The sequence below is a fragment of the Streptomyces sp. NPDC015220 genome, from assembly GCF_043079345.1.
In the GTDB taxonomy this organism is placed as follows: Bacteria; Actinomycetota; Actinomycetes; order Streptomycetales; family Streptomycetaceae; genus Streptomyces.
Window position 1 is genome coordinate 357,774 of sequence record NZ_JBIBUK010000002.1, and the last position, 18,025, is coordinate 375,798.

Below are 18,025 nucleotides of genomic sequence, written 5' to 3' on the forward strand. Positions count from 1 at the left end.
CGCGGCGCCGGCCCTGCCGCGCCCCGCCCGCGAAAAGGCGGAAGCGCGGGCGTGGGGGGGGGGGGCGGCGGCCCCCCCCCCCCCCCCCCCCCCCCCCCCCCCCCCCCCCCACCCCCGGTTGACGGATTCCGCGCGGAACGCGGTGACCCGTTACTTCGTGCTGATCTCAGCGAGGTTCGGGTCCTCGTGGAAGTCCATCTGCAGACCGGCGTACTTCTTGGTGTTGGCGAGACGCAGCTGGGTGCGGTTCCACAGCGGGATCAGGGCCATGTCGTCCATGGCGACCTTCTCCGCCTCCTTGTAGATCGCGTTGCGGGCGGCCTGGTCCTCGGTGCCGCGCGCCTTGGTGAGCAGGTCGTCGAACTTCTTGTTGCTGTAGCGGGCACGGTTGTCACCCGTGACCTTGCCGTTGGCGTCCTTGTTGATGGACGCGGTGTCCAGCAGCGGGTACAGGAAGTTGTCCGGCGTCGGGTAGTCGGCGCCCCAGGCGAAGCGGTACATGCCCGTGGCCTTCGGCTTCTGCTGGTCGGCGAGGAGCTCGGCGAACGGCTTGCCGGTGGCCTTCACCTTCACGCCGAGGACGTTCTCGACCTGCTGCTTGACGGCCTGGACCCACTCCTCGTGACCGGCGCCGGTGTTGTACGCGATCTCGATGGTGGTGCCCGGCTTCAGGCCGCCCTCGGTGGCGAGCTGCTTGGCCTTGGCCTTGTCCTGCTTGACGCAGGAGGCGCACAGGTCCTTCTGGTACACGTCCGTGAAGGAGGGCGGCAGGATCGTCGTCGACTTGGTGTACATGCCCTGGAAGACGCCCTTGATGATGGCGTCGCGGTCGATCGCGTAGGAGACCGCCTCACGGGCCTTGGCGTTCTTCAGCGGACCGTTGTCGGTGATCGGCATGATGTAGTTCATGCCGCTCATGTCCTGCTGGATCCACTCGCCCTGCGGGCTGTACTTGGCCTTGGCGGCCGGCAGCTGCGGGGTGGGCATGCGGGCCCAGTCGTACTGGCCCGACTCGAAGCCCTGGTACTCCAGCGTGACGCCGTTGTTGGAGTTGAGGATGTCGATCTGCACCTTGTCCAGGTGGGCCTTGGTCAGGCCGTAGTCGTCGTTGCGGACGAGCGTGATCGACTTGTTGTGCTCCCACTTGCCCTGCATCTTGAACGGGCCGTTGCCGATGGGGGCTTCGTTGAACGCCTTGTTCTTCGCGTCGCCCGCGGCCTTCGGGATCGGGCTGAAGACCGTGTGCGTGGTCTTGATGTAGAACTCGAAGTCCGGCGTGGAGAGCTTCACCTGGAGGGTGTACGGGTCGGGCGCGCTGAGACCGGACATGGTCGTCGCCTTGCCGGACTGGGCCTCGTCGAAGCCCTGGATGCCGGCCATGTGGTAAGCGACGTCGGACGCGGCCGACTTCACCGCGACACGGTTCCAGCCACGGATGAAGGACTCGGCGTCGACCGCCTCGCCGTTGGTGAACTTGGTGCCCTTCTTGATGGTGAAGGTCCAGGTCTTGCCGTCCTTGCTGACCTTCTTCGAGGTGGCCAGCGCCGGGTTGACCTTGCCGTCGGCGGTCGGCTCGTACAGACCCGTGAAGAGGTTGTCCGTGACGAGAACGCCCTCGGACTCCTGCGCGTTGTAGGGGTCGATGGCCACCGGCTCGGTGATGCCCATCCGGAAGGTGCCGCCGGCCTTGCCGGAGCCCTTGCTGCTGCTGTCGTCGTCACTGCCTCCGCAGGCAGTCGCAGCCAGGGCTATGACGATTGCACCCGCGACCCACTTGGCGCTGCTGGCACCACGCATGGGTTCCTCCTCTGAGTCCTTATGTTCACCGCAAGAGGGAGCACACGACATCCCACGGCCATGAAGAACGGGGAAGTTCAAGTGCACCCGCAACGCTCGTGAGCCGGCGCCTCCTGCAGCGCGTGACTCGTCGACCCGAGCTCTACGCGCCTAACTATCTGCCATCGCCTCACTGACAGACCACAGTCATTTGGTCTCGTTTCGATCACACCTGCCGCCTACTTCTTCCAAAATCCGGACAAACGGTTTGGCGAAAGATCCCTGCGAAACGGACTTGTTACACAAGTATCGGAGTGCACTGTCCGAATAGCGGACAGAGTGACGGGAAATCAGTTGAGCTCGGCGACGGAGAGTGCTTCCTCGACGTCGCGAGCAGGCAAACCGGGGCACACTCCGCCCGGCGAACGCCCATATCCGGGCAACCGTACTGCCCCGGAGCCACGGACGGGCACGAACGTGGTAGTCACACCTGTTCCGTAGGGAAAACCCTCTGTCCGGCCATTGCCGTATCCCCATCGAAGAGGCGGGGCCGGCGCGGCGCCGCGGACCCGCGGCCGTTCCCGGACCGCCCCAGCACGGCCGGACCGTCCCGGCGCGGCCGGACCACGCTCGCCCGGTGGATCACGCACCTCACCCGCGCCGCACCGCACCCACCTGCCCCGTCCCGAGCGAGCGGCACGACCACACACGAGCCCGGCCCGACTCAGCTCAGCTCAGCCCGGGCCAGCCCGGCCCGGCATCCGGCATCCGGCACCCGGCACCCGGCACCCGGCACCCGGCACCCGGCACCCGGCACCCGGCACCCGGCACCCGGCACCCGGCATCCGGCATCCGGCATCCGGCATCCGGCATCCGGCGGAGCATGCCCGGCGGAGCATGCCCGGCGAGGGTGCCCGGCGGCGGTGCTCGGGGGCGCGCGCAGGCGGCACCGTGACACCACCCCGTACCATGGGGTGAGGCCGTGGCGTGTTCAGCCCGGCAGGGCGCGCGTACCGAGGACGTACGCGCAGCCGTCCGCACACTCCGGGAGTACGCCTCAATATGGCCACGCGCCACGACATCCGCAACGTAGCCATCGTCGCCCACGTCGACCACGGCAAGACGACCATCGTCGACGGCATGCTGAAGCAGGCCGGCGCCTTCGCCGCGCACCAGCTCGACTCCGTCGACGACCGCATGATGGACTCGAACGACCTGGAGCGTGAGAAGGGCATCACGATCCTCGCCAAGAACACGGCGGTGAAGTACCACCCCAAGGACGGCGGGGAGCCCATCACGATCAACATCATCGACACCCCCGGCCACGCCGACTTCGGTGGCGAGGTCGAGCGCGGTCTGTCGATGGTCGACGGTGTCGTCCTCCTCGTGGACGCGTCCGAGGGCCCGCTGCCGCAGACCCGGTTCGTGCTGCGCAAGGCGCTGCAGGCCCGCCTCCCCGTCATCCTGTGCATCAACAAGACGGACCGTCCCGACGCCCGGATCGACGAGGTCGTCAACGAGACGTACGACCTCTTCCTCGACCTGGACGCCGACGAGGAGCAGATCGAGTTCCCGATCGTCTACGCCTGCGGCCGTGACGGTGTGGCGTCCCTCACCAAGCCGGACAACGGCACGGTGCCGTCCGACTCCACCAGCCTGGAGCCGTTCTTCTCCACCATCCTGGAGCACATCCCGGCGCCCACCTACGACGAGGAGCTCCCGCTCCAGGCCCACGTCACCAACCTCGACGCGGACAACTTCCTCGGCCGCATCGCGCTGCTGCGGGTGGAGCAGGGCGAGCTGCGCAAGGGCCAGACGGTCGCGTGGATCAAGCGCGACGGCTCCGTGCACAACGTGCGCATCTCCGAGCTGATGATGACCGAGGCGCTCACCCGCAAGCCCGCCGAGAAGGCCGGCCCCGGTGACATCTGCGCCGTCGCCGGCATCCCGGACATCATGATCGGCGAAACGCTGGCCGACCCCGAGAACCCGGTCCCGCTGCCCCTGATCACGGTCGACGAGCCGGCGATCTCCATGGTCATCGGCACCAACACCTCCCCGCTGGTCGGCCGCGGCGGCACCGGCAAGGGCGCCGACGCGAAGGCGGCCGTCAAGGACCGCAAGGTCACCGCCCGCCAGGTCAAGGACCGGCTGGACCGCGAGCTGATCGGCAACGTGTCGCTGCGCGTGCTGGAGACCGAGCGCCCCGACGCCTGGGAGGTCCAGGGCCGCGGCGAGCTGGCGCTGGCCATCCTGGTCGAGCAGATGCGCCGCGAGGGCTACGAGCTGACCGTCGGCAAGCCCCAGGTGGTCACCAAGGAGGTCGACGGCAAGACGTACGAGCCGGTCGAGCGCATGACGGTGGACGTGCCCGAGGAGCACATGGGCGCGGTCACCCAGCTCATGGGCGTGCGCAAGGGCCGGATGGACAACATGTCCAACCACGGCTCGGGCTGGGTCCGCATGGAGTTCGTCGTGCCCTCCCGCGGCCTGATCGGCTTCCGTACCGAGTTCCTGACCCAGACCCGCGGCACGGGCATCGGCCACTCCATCCACGAGGGCTTCGAGCCCTGGTTCGGCACGCTGCAGACCCGTAACAACGGCTCCCTGGTCGCCGACCGCTCCGGCTCGGTCACCGCGTTCGCGATGACCAACCTCCAGGAGCGCGGTGTGCTCTTCGTGGAGCCGGGCACCGAGGTGTACGAGGGCATGATCGTCGGCGAGAACTCCCGTGCCGACGACATGGACGTCAACATCACCAAGGAGAAGAAGCTCACCAACATGCGGTCCTCGACCGCCGACGTGGCCGAGTCGATCGTCCCGCCGCGCAAGCTCTCCCTGGAGCAGTCCCTGGAGTTCTGCCGCGACGACGAGTGCGTCGAGGTGACCCCGGAGGCGGTCCGCATCCGCAAGGTGAACCTGGACGCCCGTGAGCGCGCCCGCGCCGCGAGCCGCGCCAAGCACGGCTGACGCGCGGGGCCGGTGCCTGAGGACGCCGCCCGGAGAGACGACCAGGTCTCTCCGGGCGGCGTTTCCCGTCTCCGGCTGTTTCCCGACTCCGGACGCCGCCCGTCGTCGTCCGGGGGTGGTGCGGCCGGCCGGACGGGCCCCGGCGGCCCGCGCCGTCGTCCGCGACCGGCCCCGGCGGCCCGCGCCGGCCCGGCCGTCCGCCGCTCCGGCCTACTTCGGTGACGAGGACGGCTGCACGCCCTTCCGCAGGAAGCCGATGTCCTCGTAGAGCGGTGTCTGGAAGCCGAAGGCGCCCACGTTGGCCAGGCCGGCGCGGACCGCGACGAGCTGGGGGCGCTGGTAGAGCGGGATGGACCCGGCCGTGGCCCAGATGCGGGAGTCGGCCTTGCGGATCAAATCGCGCTGCTCGTCCTCGTCCAGGGCGGCGACGGCCTGGTCGAAGAGCTGGTCGACCTGGTCGGTCCCGACGCGGGTGTAGTTCTGCTGGACGTTCAGGGAGCCGTCGGCGGCCGGGACGGGCTTGGCGTAGACGGGGCGGGCGTCGGTGGCCGGGTAGGCGGAGGAGGGCCAGGAGTACAGGGCGAGGTCGTACTGGCCGGAGGCGATGTGGTCGCGGAAGTAGCTCTCCTCCGAGACCTTGGTGATCTCCGTGGCGATGCCGACCTTCGCCAGCATGGCCGTGACCCGGTCGGCGACCTTGCGCAGCGTGTCCGAGCCGGGACCGGAGGGCAGCACGAAACGGAGCGTGAGCGGTTTGCCGTCCTTGGCCAGCGGTCCCGCCACGGCGCCGGCCGGTGCGGCGGTGCCCTTGGGGGCGTAGGCGCCGGGCGCGCCGCCCTGCTTGAGGTGCTCCCGCGCGTACTGCCTGCCGTCCTGGGCGAACTGCCGGGCGCCGCTGCCCTCCTCGGCGGGTTCCTCCGCGCTCTCCTGCCCGCCCGGCTTGCCGCGGTCGCTGTCCGCGCGGCCCTTGCCGTCCCCGTTGTGCTCGACGGTGTCGTCGACGCCGACGATGTAGGTGCCGTCGCCTCGGCCGCCGTGCGCCCCGCCCGGGGCCCTGCCGCCCTCCGGGCCCGCCGCCTTCTCGCCCTTCTTCGGTTCCTTGACGGGCCCGCGCACCCAGCCGGCGTCCGCGAGCAGTTCCTGGGCCTCGGCGGTGTCCTGGCCGCCGAGCGCGTCGCTGTTGTCGGCGTAGGCGTCCTGGCCGGACAGGGCGAGGTGGCTGCCGACCGGGACGGCGGGCAGGGCGAGCGGTTTCAGGACCAGGTCGGCGAGTTCCCGGCGGTTCAGGGCGTGCGCCACGGCGTGCCGGACGCGCTCGTCGGCGAGGGGGCCGCCGGCGCCGTTGAGGGCGAGCTGGGTGTAGGCGGGCTCCAGGGACTTGCGGAGCTCGACGGCGCGCAGGGCGTCCTGCTGCTTCAGTCGGGCGGTGAGCGTGGAGCGGCCCTCCTTCAGGGCTCGGCGCTCCCGGTCGGCGGCCTTCTCGTCGGATCCGTGGACCAGTGCCCAGGAGCGCAGGGCGCTGGCGGCGGTGCGCCCGCCGGCCGGGCCCTGGAGCGGGGCGCCGGCGGCCTGTGTGATCCGGCCGGCGTCGGCGGGGTCGACGTCGGCCACGTCCAGCGTGCCGTCGGCGAGCGCGGCGGCCCGCTTGTCGCGCGGCACCTCGTGCAGCACGATCTCGGACAGCTTGGCCCGGTGGCCCCACCAGCGGGGGTTGCGGACCAGGACGACGTCCTTGTTCTTGGTGTCGGTCTTCTGCACCGTGAACGGGCCGGCGCTGACCTTGAGCTTCTTGCGGGACCCGTCGTTGAAGGCGTTGGCGGTGCCGGTGACGTCCTTGGGGTACAGCGGTGAGAACAGCGACCGCCAGTCGGCGTAGGGGCGGGCGAAGGTGACCCTGACCTCCAGGTCGTTGGCGCCCCGTTCGACCTTCTGGATGCGGTCGTACCCGGCGTTGCGCGCCGTCCAGTACGCGGAGTCCTTGCCCGACAGGGCGCGCCACTGGGCGGCGAAGTCGGCGGCGCCGATCTCGCGGCCGTCGCTCCAGACGGCCTGCTGGTTGAGCCGGTAGACGACGACCTGCTTGGGCTCGGTCTCGACCACGCGGGCGGAGTCGAGGTAGTCGGCGTCGCGCTGCGGGCGGCCGGCGGCGTCGATGCGGAACATGGCGGGCAGGACGGCCTGGGCGATGCGGGTGGTGCCGGCGTCGGCGTCCGCCTGGAAGGTGTTCAGCGTCTGCGGCATCGCGTCCACGGCCCAGCGCAGGGTGCCTCCGTCGGTGACCAGTTCGCGGGCGACCGGCTCGATGTCCTGTCCGGCCAGCGGTCTGCTGCCCTCGTCGTCGGAGCCGCAGCCGGCCAGGAGGGGCACGGCGAGGGCTCCCGCCGCCAGGAAGGCGACCGAGCGCATGACCGCGCGCGGCCCGACACCGTCGTACGACATCTGTGCTACCTCCGATGACCCGCTCCCCCCGCCGGTGGACTTGGGTGGGGTTCGTTCACTTTTGGCGGTATTTTGGTGTTGATCAGATCTACGCAGTTCTACGGCCCCACTGAAGAGGAAAGGGTTCTCCGCCCGGAGGCGACACGGCGGCGCGGGCCCGGAAGTCACCCGTGCGGAGCAACGCGCGGGCCGGAAGGTCACTCGTGCGGAGCAGCGATGCGCCCCCGGTGCACACAGAGCGCGTGCGGGCGTGCGTGTCGGCGTGCGTCGCGTGGGCAAGGGCGTGCGGGGTGTGACGCGGGGCGCGCACGAGGGTGCGCGTTCCGCCAATCGCCGCACACGCCTTCCCACCGACAGGTGTGACGCGCAACACTCTCAGGCGCATGAACGTCGCCGTCCAGGGCCGTGCGGCCCGTGGAAGTGAGGTCACGTCATGTCCGTGCACGACGACCTGACGTCCGTACAACGCACCCTCGACGATCTGCTGCGGTCGGTGGCCCGGCTGGAACAGCAGCTCGGCGCCGGCCTCGAAGTGCGCCGGGTGCGCACCGACGCCGATCACCTGCGGGAGAGCGTCGCCCTGCTGCGTGAGTCCGTCCAGGGCACCGCCGCGGCGCAGCGCCCCGCCCTCGTCACCATCTCCGACACCCCCTACGACATCTCCCTGTGGACGGACACGGACGACGAGGGACTCGGCGCCCGCGACCGCCACGCCCCCTGACCGACCGGAGTCCTCACGTGGCCACTGGTACGGAACCCCCCGGCACCGACCCCCACCCGCCCCGCGGCGGCGTCCGGTCCCCGGCGCGCGCCGCGATCGGCGCCCCGCACCTGCGGACCGACCGCTGGTGGCTGGCGCCCGCCGTCACCGCGGCCGGCCTGCTGGCCTTCGTCGTGTACTCGACGTGGCGGGCCTTCGCCGACGCGGACTACTACGCGGCCCCGTACGTCTCGCCGTTCTACTCGCCCTGCCTGGCGCAGAACTGCCGGGCGATGCACGGGGGCCCCAACGCCGACCTGTTCGGCAGCTGGTGGGCGATCTCCCCGGCGATCATCATCCTGATCTTCCCGCTGGGCTTCCGCCTGACCTGCTACTACTACCGCAAGGCCTACTACCGCAGCTTCTGGGCGTCCCCGCCGGCCTGCGCGGTCGCCGAGCCGCACACGCGGTACACGGGCGAGACCCGTTTCCCGCTGATCCTCCAGAACGTCCACCGGTACTTCTTCTACGCGGCGCTGCTGGTCGCCGGCGTGCTGACCTACGACACGGCGCTGTCCTTCCGCGACCAGCACCACCACTGGGGCCACATGGGCCTGGGCACCCTGGTCTTCCTCGCCAACATCGTGCTGATCTGGGCGTACACGCTCTCCTGCCACTCCTGCCGGCACATCGTCGGCGGCAAGCTCAGACACTTCTCCAGACATCCGGTGCGCTACCGGGCCTGGCAGTTCGTGGGCCGGCTCAACGCAAGGCACATGCAGCTCGCCTGGGCCTCGCTGATCAGCGTGGCGCTCGCCGACTTCTACGTCTATCTGGTCGCCTCCGGCGCCTTCGGCGATCCGCGCTTCTTCTAGTGACCTTCCCGCCAGCAACCTTCCAGTGAGTGGGGCCTTGTATGACCGTGGTCGACCGGCAGGAGTGGGACGTCGTCGTGGTCGGGGCGGGCGGCGCCGGGCTGCGCGCCGCGATCGAGGCGCGTGAGCGCGGGGCGCGTACGGCGGTGATCTGCAAGTCGCTGTTCGGCAAGGCGCACACGGTGATGGCCGAGGGCGGCATCGCGGCGGCGATGGGCAACGCCAATCCCCACGACAGCTGGCAGGTGCACTTCCGCGACACCATGCGCGGCGGCAAGTTCCTCAACCAGTGGCGGATGGCCGAACTGCACGCGCGGGAGGCGCCGGACCGGGTGTGGGAGCTGGAGACCTGGGGAGCGCTGTTCGACCGGACGAAGGACGGCCGGATCTCGCAGCGCAACTTCGGCGGTCACGAGTACCCCCGCCTGGCGCACGTCGGCGACCGCACCGGGCTGGAGCTGATCCGCACGCTGCAGCAGAAGGTGGTGTCGTTGCAGCAGGAGGACCATCGTGAGGGCGGGGACTACGAGTCCCGGCTGAAGGTGTTCCAGGAGTGCACGGTGACCAGGGTCCTGAAGGACGGGGACAGGGTCTGCGGAGTCTTCGCCTACGACCGCGAGACCGGCCGCTTCTTCGTGCTGGAGGCCCCCGCGGTCGTGATCGCGACCGGCGGCATCGGCAAGTCGTTCAAGGTGACGTCGAACTCGTGGGAGTACACCGGCGACGGGCACGCGCTCGCCCTGCTCGCCGGTGCGCCGCTGCTGAACATGGAGTTCGTGCAGTTCCATCCGACCGGCATGGTCTGGCCGCCGTCGGTGAAGGGCATCCTGGTCACCGAGTCGGTGCGCGGCGACGGCGGGGTGCTGCGCAACGCCGAGGGCAAACGGTTCATGTTCGACTACGTACCCGACGTCTTCAAGGAGAAGTACGCCGAGTCCGAGGACGAGGCGGACCGCTGGTACGAGGACCCGGAGAACAACCGTCGCCCGCCCGACCTGCTCCCCCGCGACGAGGTGGCCCGCGCCATCAACGCGGAGGTGAAGGCGGGCCGCGGCTCCCCGCACGGCGGGGTCTTCCTGGACGTGTCGACCCGCATGCCCGCCGAGGTCATCAGGCGCCGGCTCCCCTCCATGCACCACCAGTTCAAGGAGCTGGCCGACGTGGACATCACGGCGGAGGCGATGGAGGTCGGGCCGACCTGCCACTACGTGATGGGCGGCGTAGCGGTGGACTCCGACACGGCGGCGGCGCGCGGGGTGCCGGGGCTGTTCGCGGCCGGGGAGGTTGCGGGCGGCATGCACGGCTCCAACCGGCTCGGCGGCAACTCGCTGTCCGACCTGCTGGTCTTCGGGCGCAGGGCGGGGTGGCACGCCGCCGAGTACGCGCAGGGGCTGGCCCACGCCCGCCCGCCGGTGGACGACACCCAGGTCGAGGCGGCTTCGGCGGAGGCGCTGCGGCCGTTCTCCGCAGGAGCCGGGGCGGAAGAGGGGGAAGGTGCGGTGGCCGGCGGTCCGCCGGAGAACCCGTACGCCCTCCACCAGGAACTCCAGCAGACCATGAACGACCTGGTCGGCATCATCCGCCGCGAGGCCGAGATGGCGCAGGCGCTGAGGAAACTCGCCGAGCTGCGGGTACGGGCCCGCCGGGCCGGGGTGGAGGGGCACCGGCAGTTCAACCCCGGCTGGCACCTGGCCCTGGACCTGCGGAACATGCTGCTGGTCAGCGAGTGCGTGGCGCGGGCCGCGCTGGAGCGCACCGAGTCGCGCGGCGGGCACACCCGTGAGGACCACCCGTCCATGGACCGTGCCTGGCGCCGTGCCAACCTGCTGTGCCGGCTGACCGACCCGACCGGCGGCCTGGCGGCGACGGACCCGGCCCGGGGCCAGATCACCCTCTCCCGTGAGAGCACCGATCCCATCCGCCCGGACCTGCTCTCCCTCTTCGAGAAGGAGGAGCTGGTCAAGTACCTCGCCGAAGAGGAGCTGTACGAGTGAGCAGCTACGAGGCCCGCTTCAAGGTGTGGCGGGGCGACGCGCAGGGCGGCGGCCTGGCCGACTTCACCGTCGAGGTCAACGACGGCGAGGTGGTGCTGGACATCATCCACCGCATCCAGGCCACCCAGGCGCCCGATCTCGCCGTGCGCTGGAACTGCAAGGCGGGCAAGTGCGGTTCCTGCTCGGCGGAGATCAACGGGCGTCCGCGGCTCATGTGCATGACCCGCATGTCCGTCTTCACCCGGGAGGAGACGGTCACCGTCACCCCGCTGCGCGCCTTCCCGGTGATCCGGGACCTGGTGACGGACGTCGGCTTCAACTACGTCAAGGCGCGCGAGGTGCCGGCCTTCGTCCCGCCGGCGGACCTCGGCCCCGGCGAGTACCGGATGATGCAGGAGGACGTGGACCGCTCGCAGGAGTTCCGCAAGTGCATCGAGTGCTACCTGTGCCAGGACGTGTGCCACGTCGTACGCGACCACGAGGGCAACAAGCCGGTGTACGCCGGTCCTCGCTTCCTGATGCGGATCGCCGAGCTGGACATGCACCCGCTGGACGCCGCGGCGCAGACGGGCCTGGACCGCAAGCGCTCCGCCCAGGACGACCACGGTCTCGGCTACTGCAACATCACCAAGTGCTGCACCGAGGTGTGTCCGGAAGGCATCAGGATCACCGACAACGCCCTGATCCCCTTGAAGGAGCGCGCGGTGGACCGCAAGTACGACCCGCTGGTGTGGCTGGGGTCGAAGATCAGGAGGCGGAGCTCATAGACCCGCTCCGGGCGGTCCGGCCGGGGCGGCGGGCCAGCGTCTGGACGCCCAGGCTCCCCATGAAGACGAACCAGCCGATCAGCGGCAGCGCGTCGAACCTGGCGGGGAGGACGCCGAGGAACAGCCACAGGGCGAGGCCGGCCGCCCCGGTCAGCTGACCGTATCCCCACAGCCCGGGCCGCGCGATGCGCCCCCGGGCCGGCGGCGGCACCCAGCCGGTCGTGATGCCGGCGATGCCGAACACCGCCATCAGCGTCACGGCCAGCGCACCGAGGACCACCAGGTACATGTGCATGACGACCAGGATGGCACCTGGACCCTCGGCGGGGCACTACAGGCGCACCCAGTCCCGACGGTAGGCGGTCCAATCGGCCTCCGTGGCCGCGAAGTCGACGTACAGGGCGACGCCGAACCGCGCGCGGTAGGCGTCCGTGCGGGACAGACCGAGGCGGACGCCGCGGACGGCGGCCGGTACGGTCTCGGCGCGCGCCCGGTGACCGAAGCGGTTCTCGTGGTAGAAGGGCAGCCCCATCAACAGGTCGGTGGAGGGCGGGGTGACCTCCAGGGCGAGCGAGGTCTGCTCGGCGACATAGCCGCCGTACAGGCTCTCCAGCGGCTGCATGGTGTCGTACGACATCACGGCGATCTGGTCGACCCGGCGGGCGACCTGGCCGAAGTACGCCTGCGACCACCACTTGGGATGGTTGGTGAGCGTGCCCCACAGGGAGTGGAACGCCGGGAGCGGGTCGATCTGGTGCGCCGCGACGGACAGGGGGACGCCGTGGGCGCGGGTGACCTCGTGGAGGTCGTCCAGGAGGCCGAGGTAGTCGCGGTCGCCGGAGTGCAGCGGCTCCAGGTCGAAGTGGGCGCCGTCGAAGCCGGCCGCCAGGACCTCGCGGGTGGAGGTGACCACGGCGGCCCGGGTCCGCGCCCGCTCCAGGCGCATCCCGTGCGGTGTCTCGGTGGCCAGCCGGTCGCCCAGCCAGGCCTGCACGCGCACCCCGGGCAGCGCCCGGTGCACGGCCGCCGTCAGCCAACCGGCCCGTGAGTAGGCCGACCTGGGCAGCGTGCCGTCGTCCTCCAGCGGGCCCGCGTGCACGTACAGGTCGCGGATGCCGGTCCCGTGCAGCCGCTCGGCGAGGGCCGTGACGTCGGCGTCGTTCTTCCGCCCGTCCACCCAGGCGTGCCCGAGCCAGATGGCGTCCTGTCCCCTGGTGTAGGTCCCGCCTGCCGGGTCGCCCGCGTAGTTCACCCGCAGCGCGGTCTCGGCGGCGAGGAGGGGGAGGACGAGTACGAGGACGAGCGCGAGTGCGGCGCGGCGGGCCCGGCGCAGGGCGCGCCGGCCCCGGGGGGCGGACCGCCGCCCGTCGCCCGGCCGTGCCCCGGGAGCGGGGCCCGGCCCGGCGGGCGAGCCCGGCCCGGCGGGCGGCTTGGGGCCTGTGTCGGTGCCGGTGTCGGTGCCGCCGGTGGTGGGCGTACTGGTGTCGACGTCGGCACCGGTGCGAGTGCGAGTGCCGGTGCCCGGCTCGTGGGCGGCATCAGAGCGCCGGCCGGTGGGGGTTTCCTCCGCCGTGCTCGGTGCCGCGTCCGGTTCCCCGTCCGTGGTGGGTTCCATCCCGGTGTCCCCTTCCGCATCGCCGTGTCCCGCCCGGCCCACCGGCGCCGCAGCCCCGGTCGCGTGCCCGGCCGGGCGGTCATACGCTCCCGAATGTGACGTCATCCCTGTCCCGGGCGGCCCGGCCGCGGCGCGCGGCCCCGCACTGGTCCGTGCGGGTGACGCGTGCCGTGCTGGGGGGCGCGGCGGGCGTCGTGTGGCTGGCGCTTCCGGTTATGACGATCAACGGCGGCGCGGCGGTTGCACTCCCCCGGGCCGGACCCGCGCCCGGGACCGCCGCACCGCCGCAGGACGAGACGTCGGGCTCCGACCTCGTCCTGCCGCTCGTCGCCGTGGGCGCGGCGGGCCTGCTCGCCGGATACGGGTATGTGCGACGGACCCGGCGGGCGAGGACCCGTACCACGCCCGGCGGCGGGCCGGCCCCGCCCTCCGGGCTTCCGCCGGCCGCCGGGCTCGACGAGTGGGTCCGGCGCTCGCTGGTCCTGGCCGACGACTGCGTGCGCACCTCGCGTGAGGAACTCGGCTTCGCCGAGGCCCGGTTCGACGCGGTGGCCGTCGCACCCTTCGCCCGGGCGGTACGGCGGGCCGAGGCGGAGCTGGCGGCCGCCTTCGGGATGCGCCGGCGCTACGACCACGGTCTCCCCGAGGACCCGGCGGCCCGACGGCAGGCGCTGGCCGCGATGGCGGGACGGTGCGAGGAGGCGGGGCGGCTGCTGGACGAGGTGGCCGGCGGGTTCGACGGGCTGCGCGGCCTGGATCGGGGGACGGGCGGGGCGCTGGAGGTCGCGGAGGCCCGGTTCCGGGAGCTGGCGGCCCGGACGGCGGGGACGGAGGCGGTGCTGGCCCGCCTCGCCCGGCGCTACGCCCCCTCGGCGTGGGAGTACGCCACGGGATACGTGGAACAGGCCAAGGACCGGCTGCTGTTCGCCACCGCCCATCTCAACCGCTCGCGGCAGTCGGCGGACTTGGCCCGGACGTCCGACGCCGCCCGCCATCTGCGCGCCGCCGAGGGCGCGGTGGCCCAGGCGGCGGTACTCCTCGGCGGCGTCGAACGGCTCGCCGCCGAGCTGGACGAGGCCGCCGCGATGGTCGCCGCCGCACTCACCGGGGCGGAGGCCGAGCGGGCCGGGGCGGCCGCCCGGCTCACGGGAGTGCCGCCCGGCGAGGCACGCGCCCGGATCCTGCGCACGGACTCCGTCCTGGCCTCCGTGCGCGAGGAGCTGACCGCGCCGCGGCCGTACGATCCGCTGGACGTCCTGCGCCGCGTCGTCCGCGCGGTGTCGCCACTGGCCGTGGGCGGCGGCGGTGTACTGTCCGCCGCCGCCCTGCTCACCGCGCGCAGCGCCACCGCCGCCGCGGCCGACTTCGTCACGACGCACCGGGGGGCGGTGGGCGTCACGGCCCGCGCCCTGCTGACCGAGGCGGAACGCGTCCTCGCCTGCGGCGCCCCCGCCGACCGGTCGCACGCCGACGCCCTGGCCCGCGAGGCCCGGGGCCTCGCCGAGCAGGACGTCCGCGCCCACGGGAACCCGTACGCCGAGGCGGACGCACACGACGGCGGCACCGCCGGGGCCGTCCTCGGCGGCATCCTGCTGCCGCCCCCTTCGCCCGCCGGCACCCCGCCGAGCTTCGGCGGCCCCGGCACCCGGGCGCGTCGCACGGCCGGCACCGCCTGACGCCCCCGCCGCGGCGGTGGCCGGGATGCGGTCAGAACAGGCTCAGCAGCGCTTCCGCCGGGTCCACCAGAGCGTTCTCGCCGTCGGGGAGCGGGAGTTCGAACCAGACGGTCTTGCCCCGCGGGGTGCGCCTCGATCCCCAGGCGGCGCTGAGCAGTCCGACCAGCTGGAGGCCCCGGCCGCCCTCGTCGGTGTCGCGGGCGCGGCGCCGGCGCGGCTGGACGAGCCCGGAGTCCCACACCTCGCACACCAGTGTGCGGTCGAGGAGGAGCCGGAGCCTGATCTCGCCCTCGCCGTAGCGCAGGGCGTTGGTGACCAGTTCGCTGACGAGGAGTTCGGTGGTGTCGACCAGCGGTTCCAGGTCCCAGGCGAGCAGTTGCGAGCGGGCGTACTCGCGGGCGCGGCCGACGCTGCGCGGCTCGCGCGGCAGGGTCCAGTCGCCGACGGACTCGGCGGGCAGACCCTGGACGCGGGCCATCAGCAGCGCGATGTCGTCCTCGCCGTGGTGGCTGCCGAGGGTGTTGAGGACGTGGTCGCAGACGTCCTCCAGGTTCTGGAAGGTGTCGGCACGCGGCCCCGTCGCCGAGTGGTGGCCGGGCGCCGGGCGGGCGGGGTCGGTCAGGGCGCCCACGAAGGCGTGCAGGCCCTCGTCCAGGGGGTGGTCGCGGGACTCGACCAGGCCGTCGGTGTAGAGGGCGAGCAGGGCGCCCTCGGGGAGTTCGACCTCGACCTCCTCGAAGGGTTCGCCGCCGACGCCCAGCGGCAGGCCCGGGGGCACGTCCAGCATGAGCGCCGGCTCACCGGGTTCGACCAGTACCGGGGGCAGGTGGCCCGCGTTCGCGAAGGTGCACCTCCGGGTGACCGAGTCGTAGACCGCGTAGACGCAGGTCGCGAGGTAGACCTCGGAGAGGTCGGCCTCGCGGGGGCGGCGGGCGGCGCGGGTGGCCTGCTGGACGCCTCCCCCGGAGCTGAACGCCTGGGTGGGACCACCGGGCGCGCCGAGGCCGCGGGCGATCTCGTCCAGTTGGGAGAGGACCTCGGCCGGTTCGAGGTCGAGCAGGGCGAGGGTGCGCACGGCCGTGCGGAGTTCGCCCATGGCGACGGCGGCGCGCAGGCCGCGGCCCATCACGTCGCCGACGACCAGCGCGGTGCGGTGGCCGGGGAGTTCGATGACGTCGAACCAGTCGCCGCCGACCTCGCTGGGCCGGCCGGTGGCCGCGTTGCCGGGCAGGTAGCGGCAGGCGATGTCGAGGCCGGACGCCTCCGGGTCGCCGGGCGGGAGCAGGGACCGTTGCAGTATCAACGCCCGTTCGTGTTCGCGCCGGTAGAGGCGGGCGTTGTCGATGCAGACGGCCGCACGTGCGGCGAGTTCCACGGCGAGGTCGCGGTCCCGGTCGCCGAACGGTTCGCTGCCCTTGGTCCGGGCGAACTGCGCCAGTCCCACGACGGTGTCGTGGGCGACCATCGGGACGGCCAGCGTGGACTGCACCAGGCCGCCCTCCTCGCCGGGCACGATCTTGGGGCGTGCGGTGCGCAGGGCGTCTGCGCGGCGCGAGTTGAAGGCGAAGTGGTGGACGGCGCCCAGTTCCACGTGCGCGCCGGTGCCGGAGAAGGGCGCTCCGGAGACGGCGCTGGCGAAAGCGACGCGGCGCAGTTCGGCGCTGCCGTCGGCGAGGCCGGGCGGGGTCTCGTCGCCGGTCAGCAGGCCCTGGTAGAGGTCGACGGTGGCGAGGTCGCAGAAGCCGGGGACCACGACGTCGAGGAGTTCGCGCGCCGTGGTCTCCAGGTCCAGGGAGTTGCCGATGCGGGCGCCGGCCTCGTTGAGCAGGGCGAGGTTGCGCCGTGCGGCGGCGGCCTCGCGGGCGGCGGCGCGGCGTGCGGTGACGTCGGTGCCGAGCCAGGCGATGCCGATTGGCCGGCCGCTTCCGCTGTGCACGCGGTAGAGGTTGATGGACCAGTGGCGGCGTTCGTCGGAGCCGGGCACGAAGCCGGTGACGTGCATGTCCGCGATGGACTCGCCGTTCTCCAGGAGCCGGCGCAGGGTCGCGGTGACCCGTTCGGCCTCACCGCGGGGCAGGTACTCGTGGACGGTCTTGCCGCGGTGCTCGTCGGGTGTGCCGCCGAAGATGGAGGCGAACCGCTGGTTGGCGCGGCGGATGCGCAGGTCGGGGTCGAGCAGCAGGAAACCGAACGGGGACTGTCCGAAAATCGCCTGGGAGGCGGCCAGGTCGGTCTCGATGTTGCGCAAGGTCCGGACGTCGACGACGATGCAGACAGCGGCCTTGTCGCCTTCCGCGGTGCGGGTGGGCATGACGTACACCTCGGCGAGTCCGCGCACGACGCGCGACCTGGCCTCGGCGGGCTCACGGCCCGGCCGAGTGCGGTCGAAGCCCGTCCCGGCGCGATCGAAGCCCGGCCCGGGAAGGCCGCGGGCCGTCGTGCCGTCGCCGTGTTCACCGTCCGCCGTGACCGGCAGGCGGAAGGGGACCACTCCGGTCCACTCCCGTCCGTCGAGGATCTCTGCCATCTTCCGCTGGCCCTGCTCGCGCAGGTCGGAGTCGATGAACGCCTCGATGGGGTCCATGCCGACGGCGCGCTCGGCCGGGATGCCGAACAACTGCTCGGCGCGCAGGCTCCACTGGTCGACGTGGCCGTCGGGGCCGATGGAGAAGGACGCGACCTTGATGTAGTCGTAGATGGAGCCGGGCGGACTGCTCTGCCACATGGCGTCCACGGGCGGCGCCCCCTCGGCGGCACCGCCGCCCGTGGACCCCGTCCTCGCGCCGTCCGACGGGTCCTCGGACTCCGTGGCCTTCGCTGGTATCTCGCTCACGCGAACCGTCCCCTCCAGCTCACCGCGCCCGGCACCGGTCACCGGGGGCGGCTGCCCGCAGTATCCAGCACTACGGGGCCGCACGACACGGTGTTCACGATCACAGGACCATCCCGATGTGCTCCGGACCGGCCTGCGACAACACAATGAGTCTTCTAACCAGGCGGCACCCCGTCGAATCCCGTCATGGGCAACCGTCATCGCCGAGCGTCACCGGCGGCCCTCACGGGCAACGGCACCACCGGCCGTCACCGCGGTCCGTCACCGCGGTCCGTCACCGCCGTCCGTCACCGCCGTCCGTCACCGCCGTCCGTCACCGCCGTCCGTCACCGCGGTCCGTCACTGCCGTCCGTCACTGCCGTCCGTCACTGCCGTCCGTC

The 18,025-nt window shown here is 72.2% G+C and carries 11 protein-coding genes; 6 read left to right on the forward strand and 5 right to left on the reverse strand.

Annotation, left to right across the window (positions count from 1 at the left end):
• Positions 1–150: 150 nt before the first annotated feature.
• The gene (locus ACF061_RS06495; RefSeq protein WP_392265678.1) at positions 151–1,797 is read right to left on the reverse strand and encodes an ABC transporter substrate-binding protein; all 1,647 of its coding nucleotides are present in this window, start codon (positions 1,795–1,797) and stop codon (positions 151–153) included.
• 1,041 nt (positions 1,798–2,838) lie between these two features.
• On the opposite strand from ACF061_RS06495, the gene typA reads away from it, so the two are divergent.
• A complete protein-coding gene (gene typA, locus ACF061_RS06500; RefSeq protein WP_392265679.1) occupies positions 2,839–4,746 on the forward strand; it encodes a translational GTPase TypA in 1,908 nt (635 codons plus the stop codon).
• Positions 4,747–4,956: 210 nt separating this feature from the next.
• Here the strand turns inward: typA and ACF061_RS06505 are convergent, their stop codons facing one another.
• Positions 4,957–7,185 (reverse strand): ABC transporter family substrate-binding protein, encoded by a 2,229-nt coding sequence (locus ACF061_RS06505; RefSeq protein ID WP_392265680.1) that lies wholly within the window; start codon positions 7,183–7,185, stop codon positions 4,957–4,959.
• A 433-nt stretch (positions 7,186–7,618) separates the two neighbouring features.
• On the opposite strand from ACF061_RS06505, the gene ACF061_RS06510 reads away from it, so the two are divergent.
• Genes ACF061_RS06510 through ACF061_RS06525 form a run of 4 tightly spaced genes read left to right on the forward strand, consistent with a single transcriptional unit; the run spans position 7,619 to position 11,521 of the window.
• The gene (locus ACF061_RS06510) at positions 7,619–7,906 is read left to right on the forward strand and encodes a hypothetical protein (protein WP_392265681.1); all 288 of its coding nucleotides are present in this window, start codon (positions 7,619–7,621) and stop codon (positions 7,904–7,906) included.
• Positions 7,907–7,923: 17 nt separating this feature from the next.
• The gene (locus ACF061_RS06515) at positions 7,924–8,760 is read left to right on the forward strand and encodes a hypothetical protein (RefSeq protein WP_392265682.1); all 837 of its coding nucleotides are present in this window, start codon (positions 7,924–7,926) and stop codon (positions 8,758–8,760) included.
• A 41-nt stretch (positions 8,761–8,801) separates the two neighbouring features.
• Entirely contained in the window at positions 8,802–10,754 is a 1,953-nt protein-coding gene (locus tag ACF061_RS06520; RefSeq protein WP_392265683.1) for a fumarate reductase/succinate dehydrogenase flavoprotein subunit, read from the forward strand.
• On the forward strand, positions 10,751–11,521 hold the full coding sequence (locus tag ACF061_RS06525; RefSeq protein ID WP_392265684.1) for a succinate dehydrogenase/fumarate reductase iron-sulfur subunit: 771 nt from the start codon (positions 10,751–10,753) through the stop codon (positions 11,519–11,521). Before ACF061_RS06520 ends, ACF061_RS06525 begins: the two co-directional genes overlap by 4 nt.
• On the opposite strand, the gene ACF061_RS06530 is transcribed toward ACF061_RS06525, so the two are convergent.
• Both ACF061_RS06530 and ACF061_RS06535 read right to left on the reverse strand, forming a co-directional pair.
• Positions 11,502–11,816, reverse strand: coding sequence for a hypothetical protein (locus ACF061_RS06530; RefSeq protein WP_392265685.1), 315 nt, complete (start codon positions 11,814–11,816; stop codon positions 11,502–11,504). The two genes, ACF061_RS06525 and ACF061_RS06530, sit on opposite strands and share 20 nt — an antisense overlap.
• A gap of 36 nt (positions 11,817–11,852) precedes the next feature.
• The gene (locus ACF061_RS06535; RefSeq protein WP_392265686.1) at positions 11,853–13,136 is read right to left on the reverse strand and encodes a hypothetical protein; all 1,284 of its coding nucleotides are present in this window, start codon (positions 13,134–13,136) and stop codon (positions 11,853–11,855) included.
• A 215-nt stretch (positions 13,137–13,351) separates the two neighbouring features.
• On the opposite strand from ACF061_RS06535, the gene ACF061_RS06540 reads away from it, so the two are divergent.
• Complete coding sequence (locus ACF061_RS06540; RefSeq protein WP_392266164.1) at positions 13,352–14,812, forward strand: hypothetical protein; 1,461 nt, start codon at positions 13,352–13,354, stop codon at positions 14,810–14,812.
• A 31-nt stretch (positions 14,813–14,843) separates the two neighbouring features.
• Here the strand turns inward: ACF061_RS06540 and ACF061_RS06545 are convergent, their stop codons facing one another.
• The gene (locus ACF061_RS06545; protein ID WP_392265687.1) at positions 14,844–17,645 is read right to left on the reverse strand and encodes a SpoIIE family protein phosphatase; all 2,802 of its coding nucleotides are present in this window, start codon (positions 17,643–17,645) and stop codon (positions 14,844–14,846) included.
• Positions 17,646–18,025 lie beyond the last annotated feature (380 nt).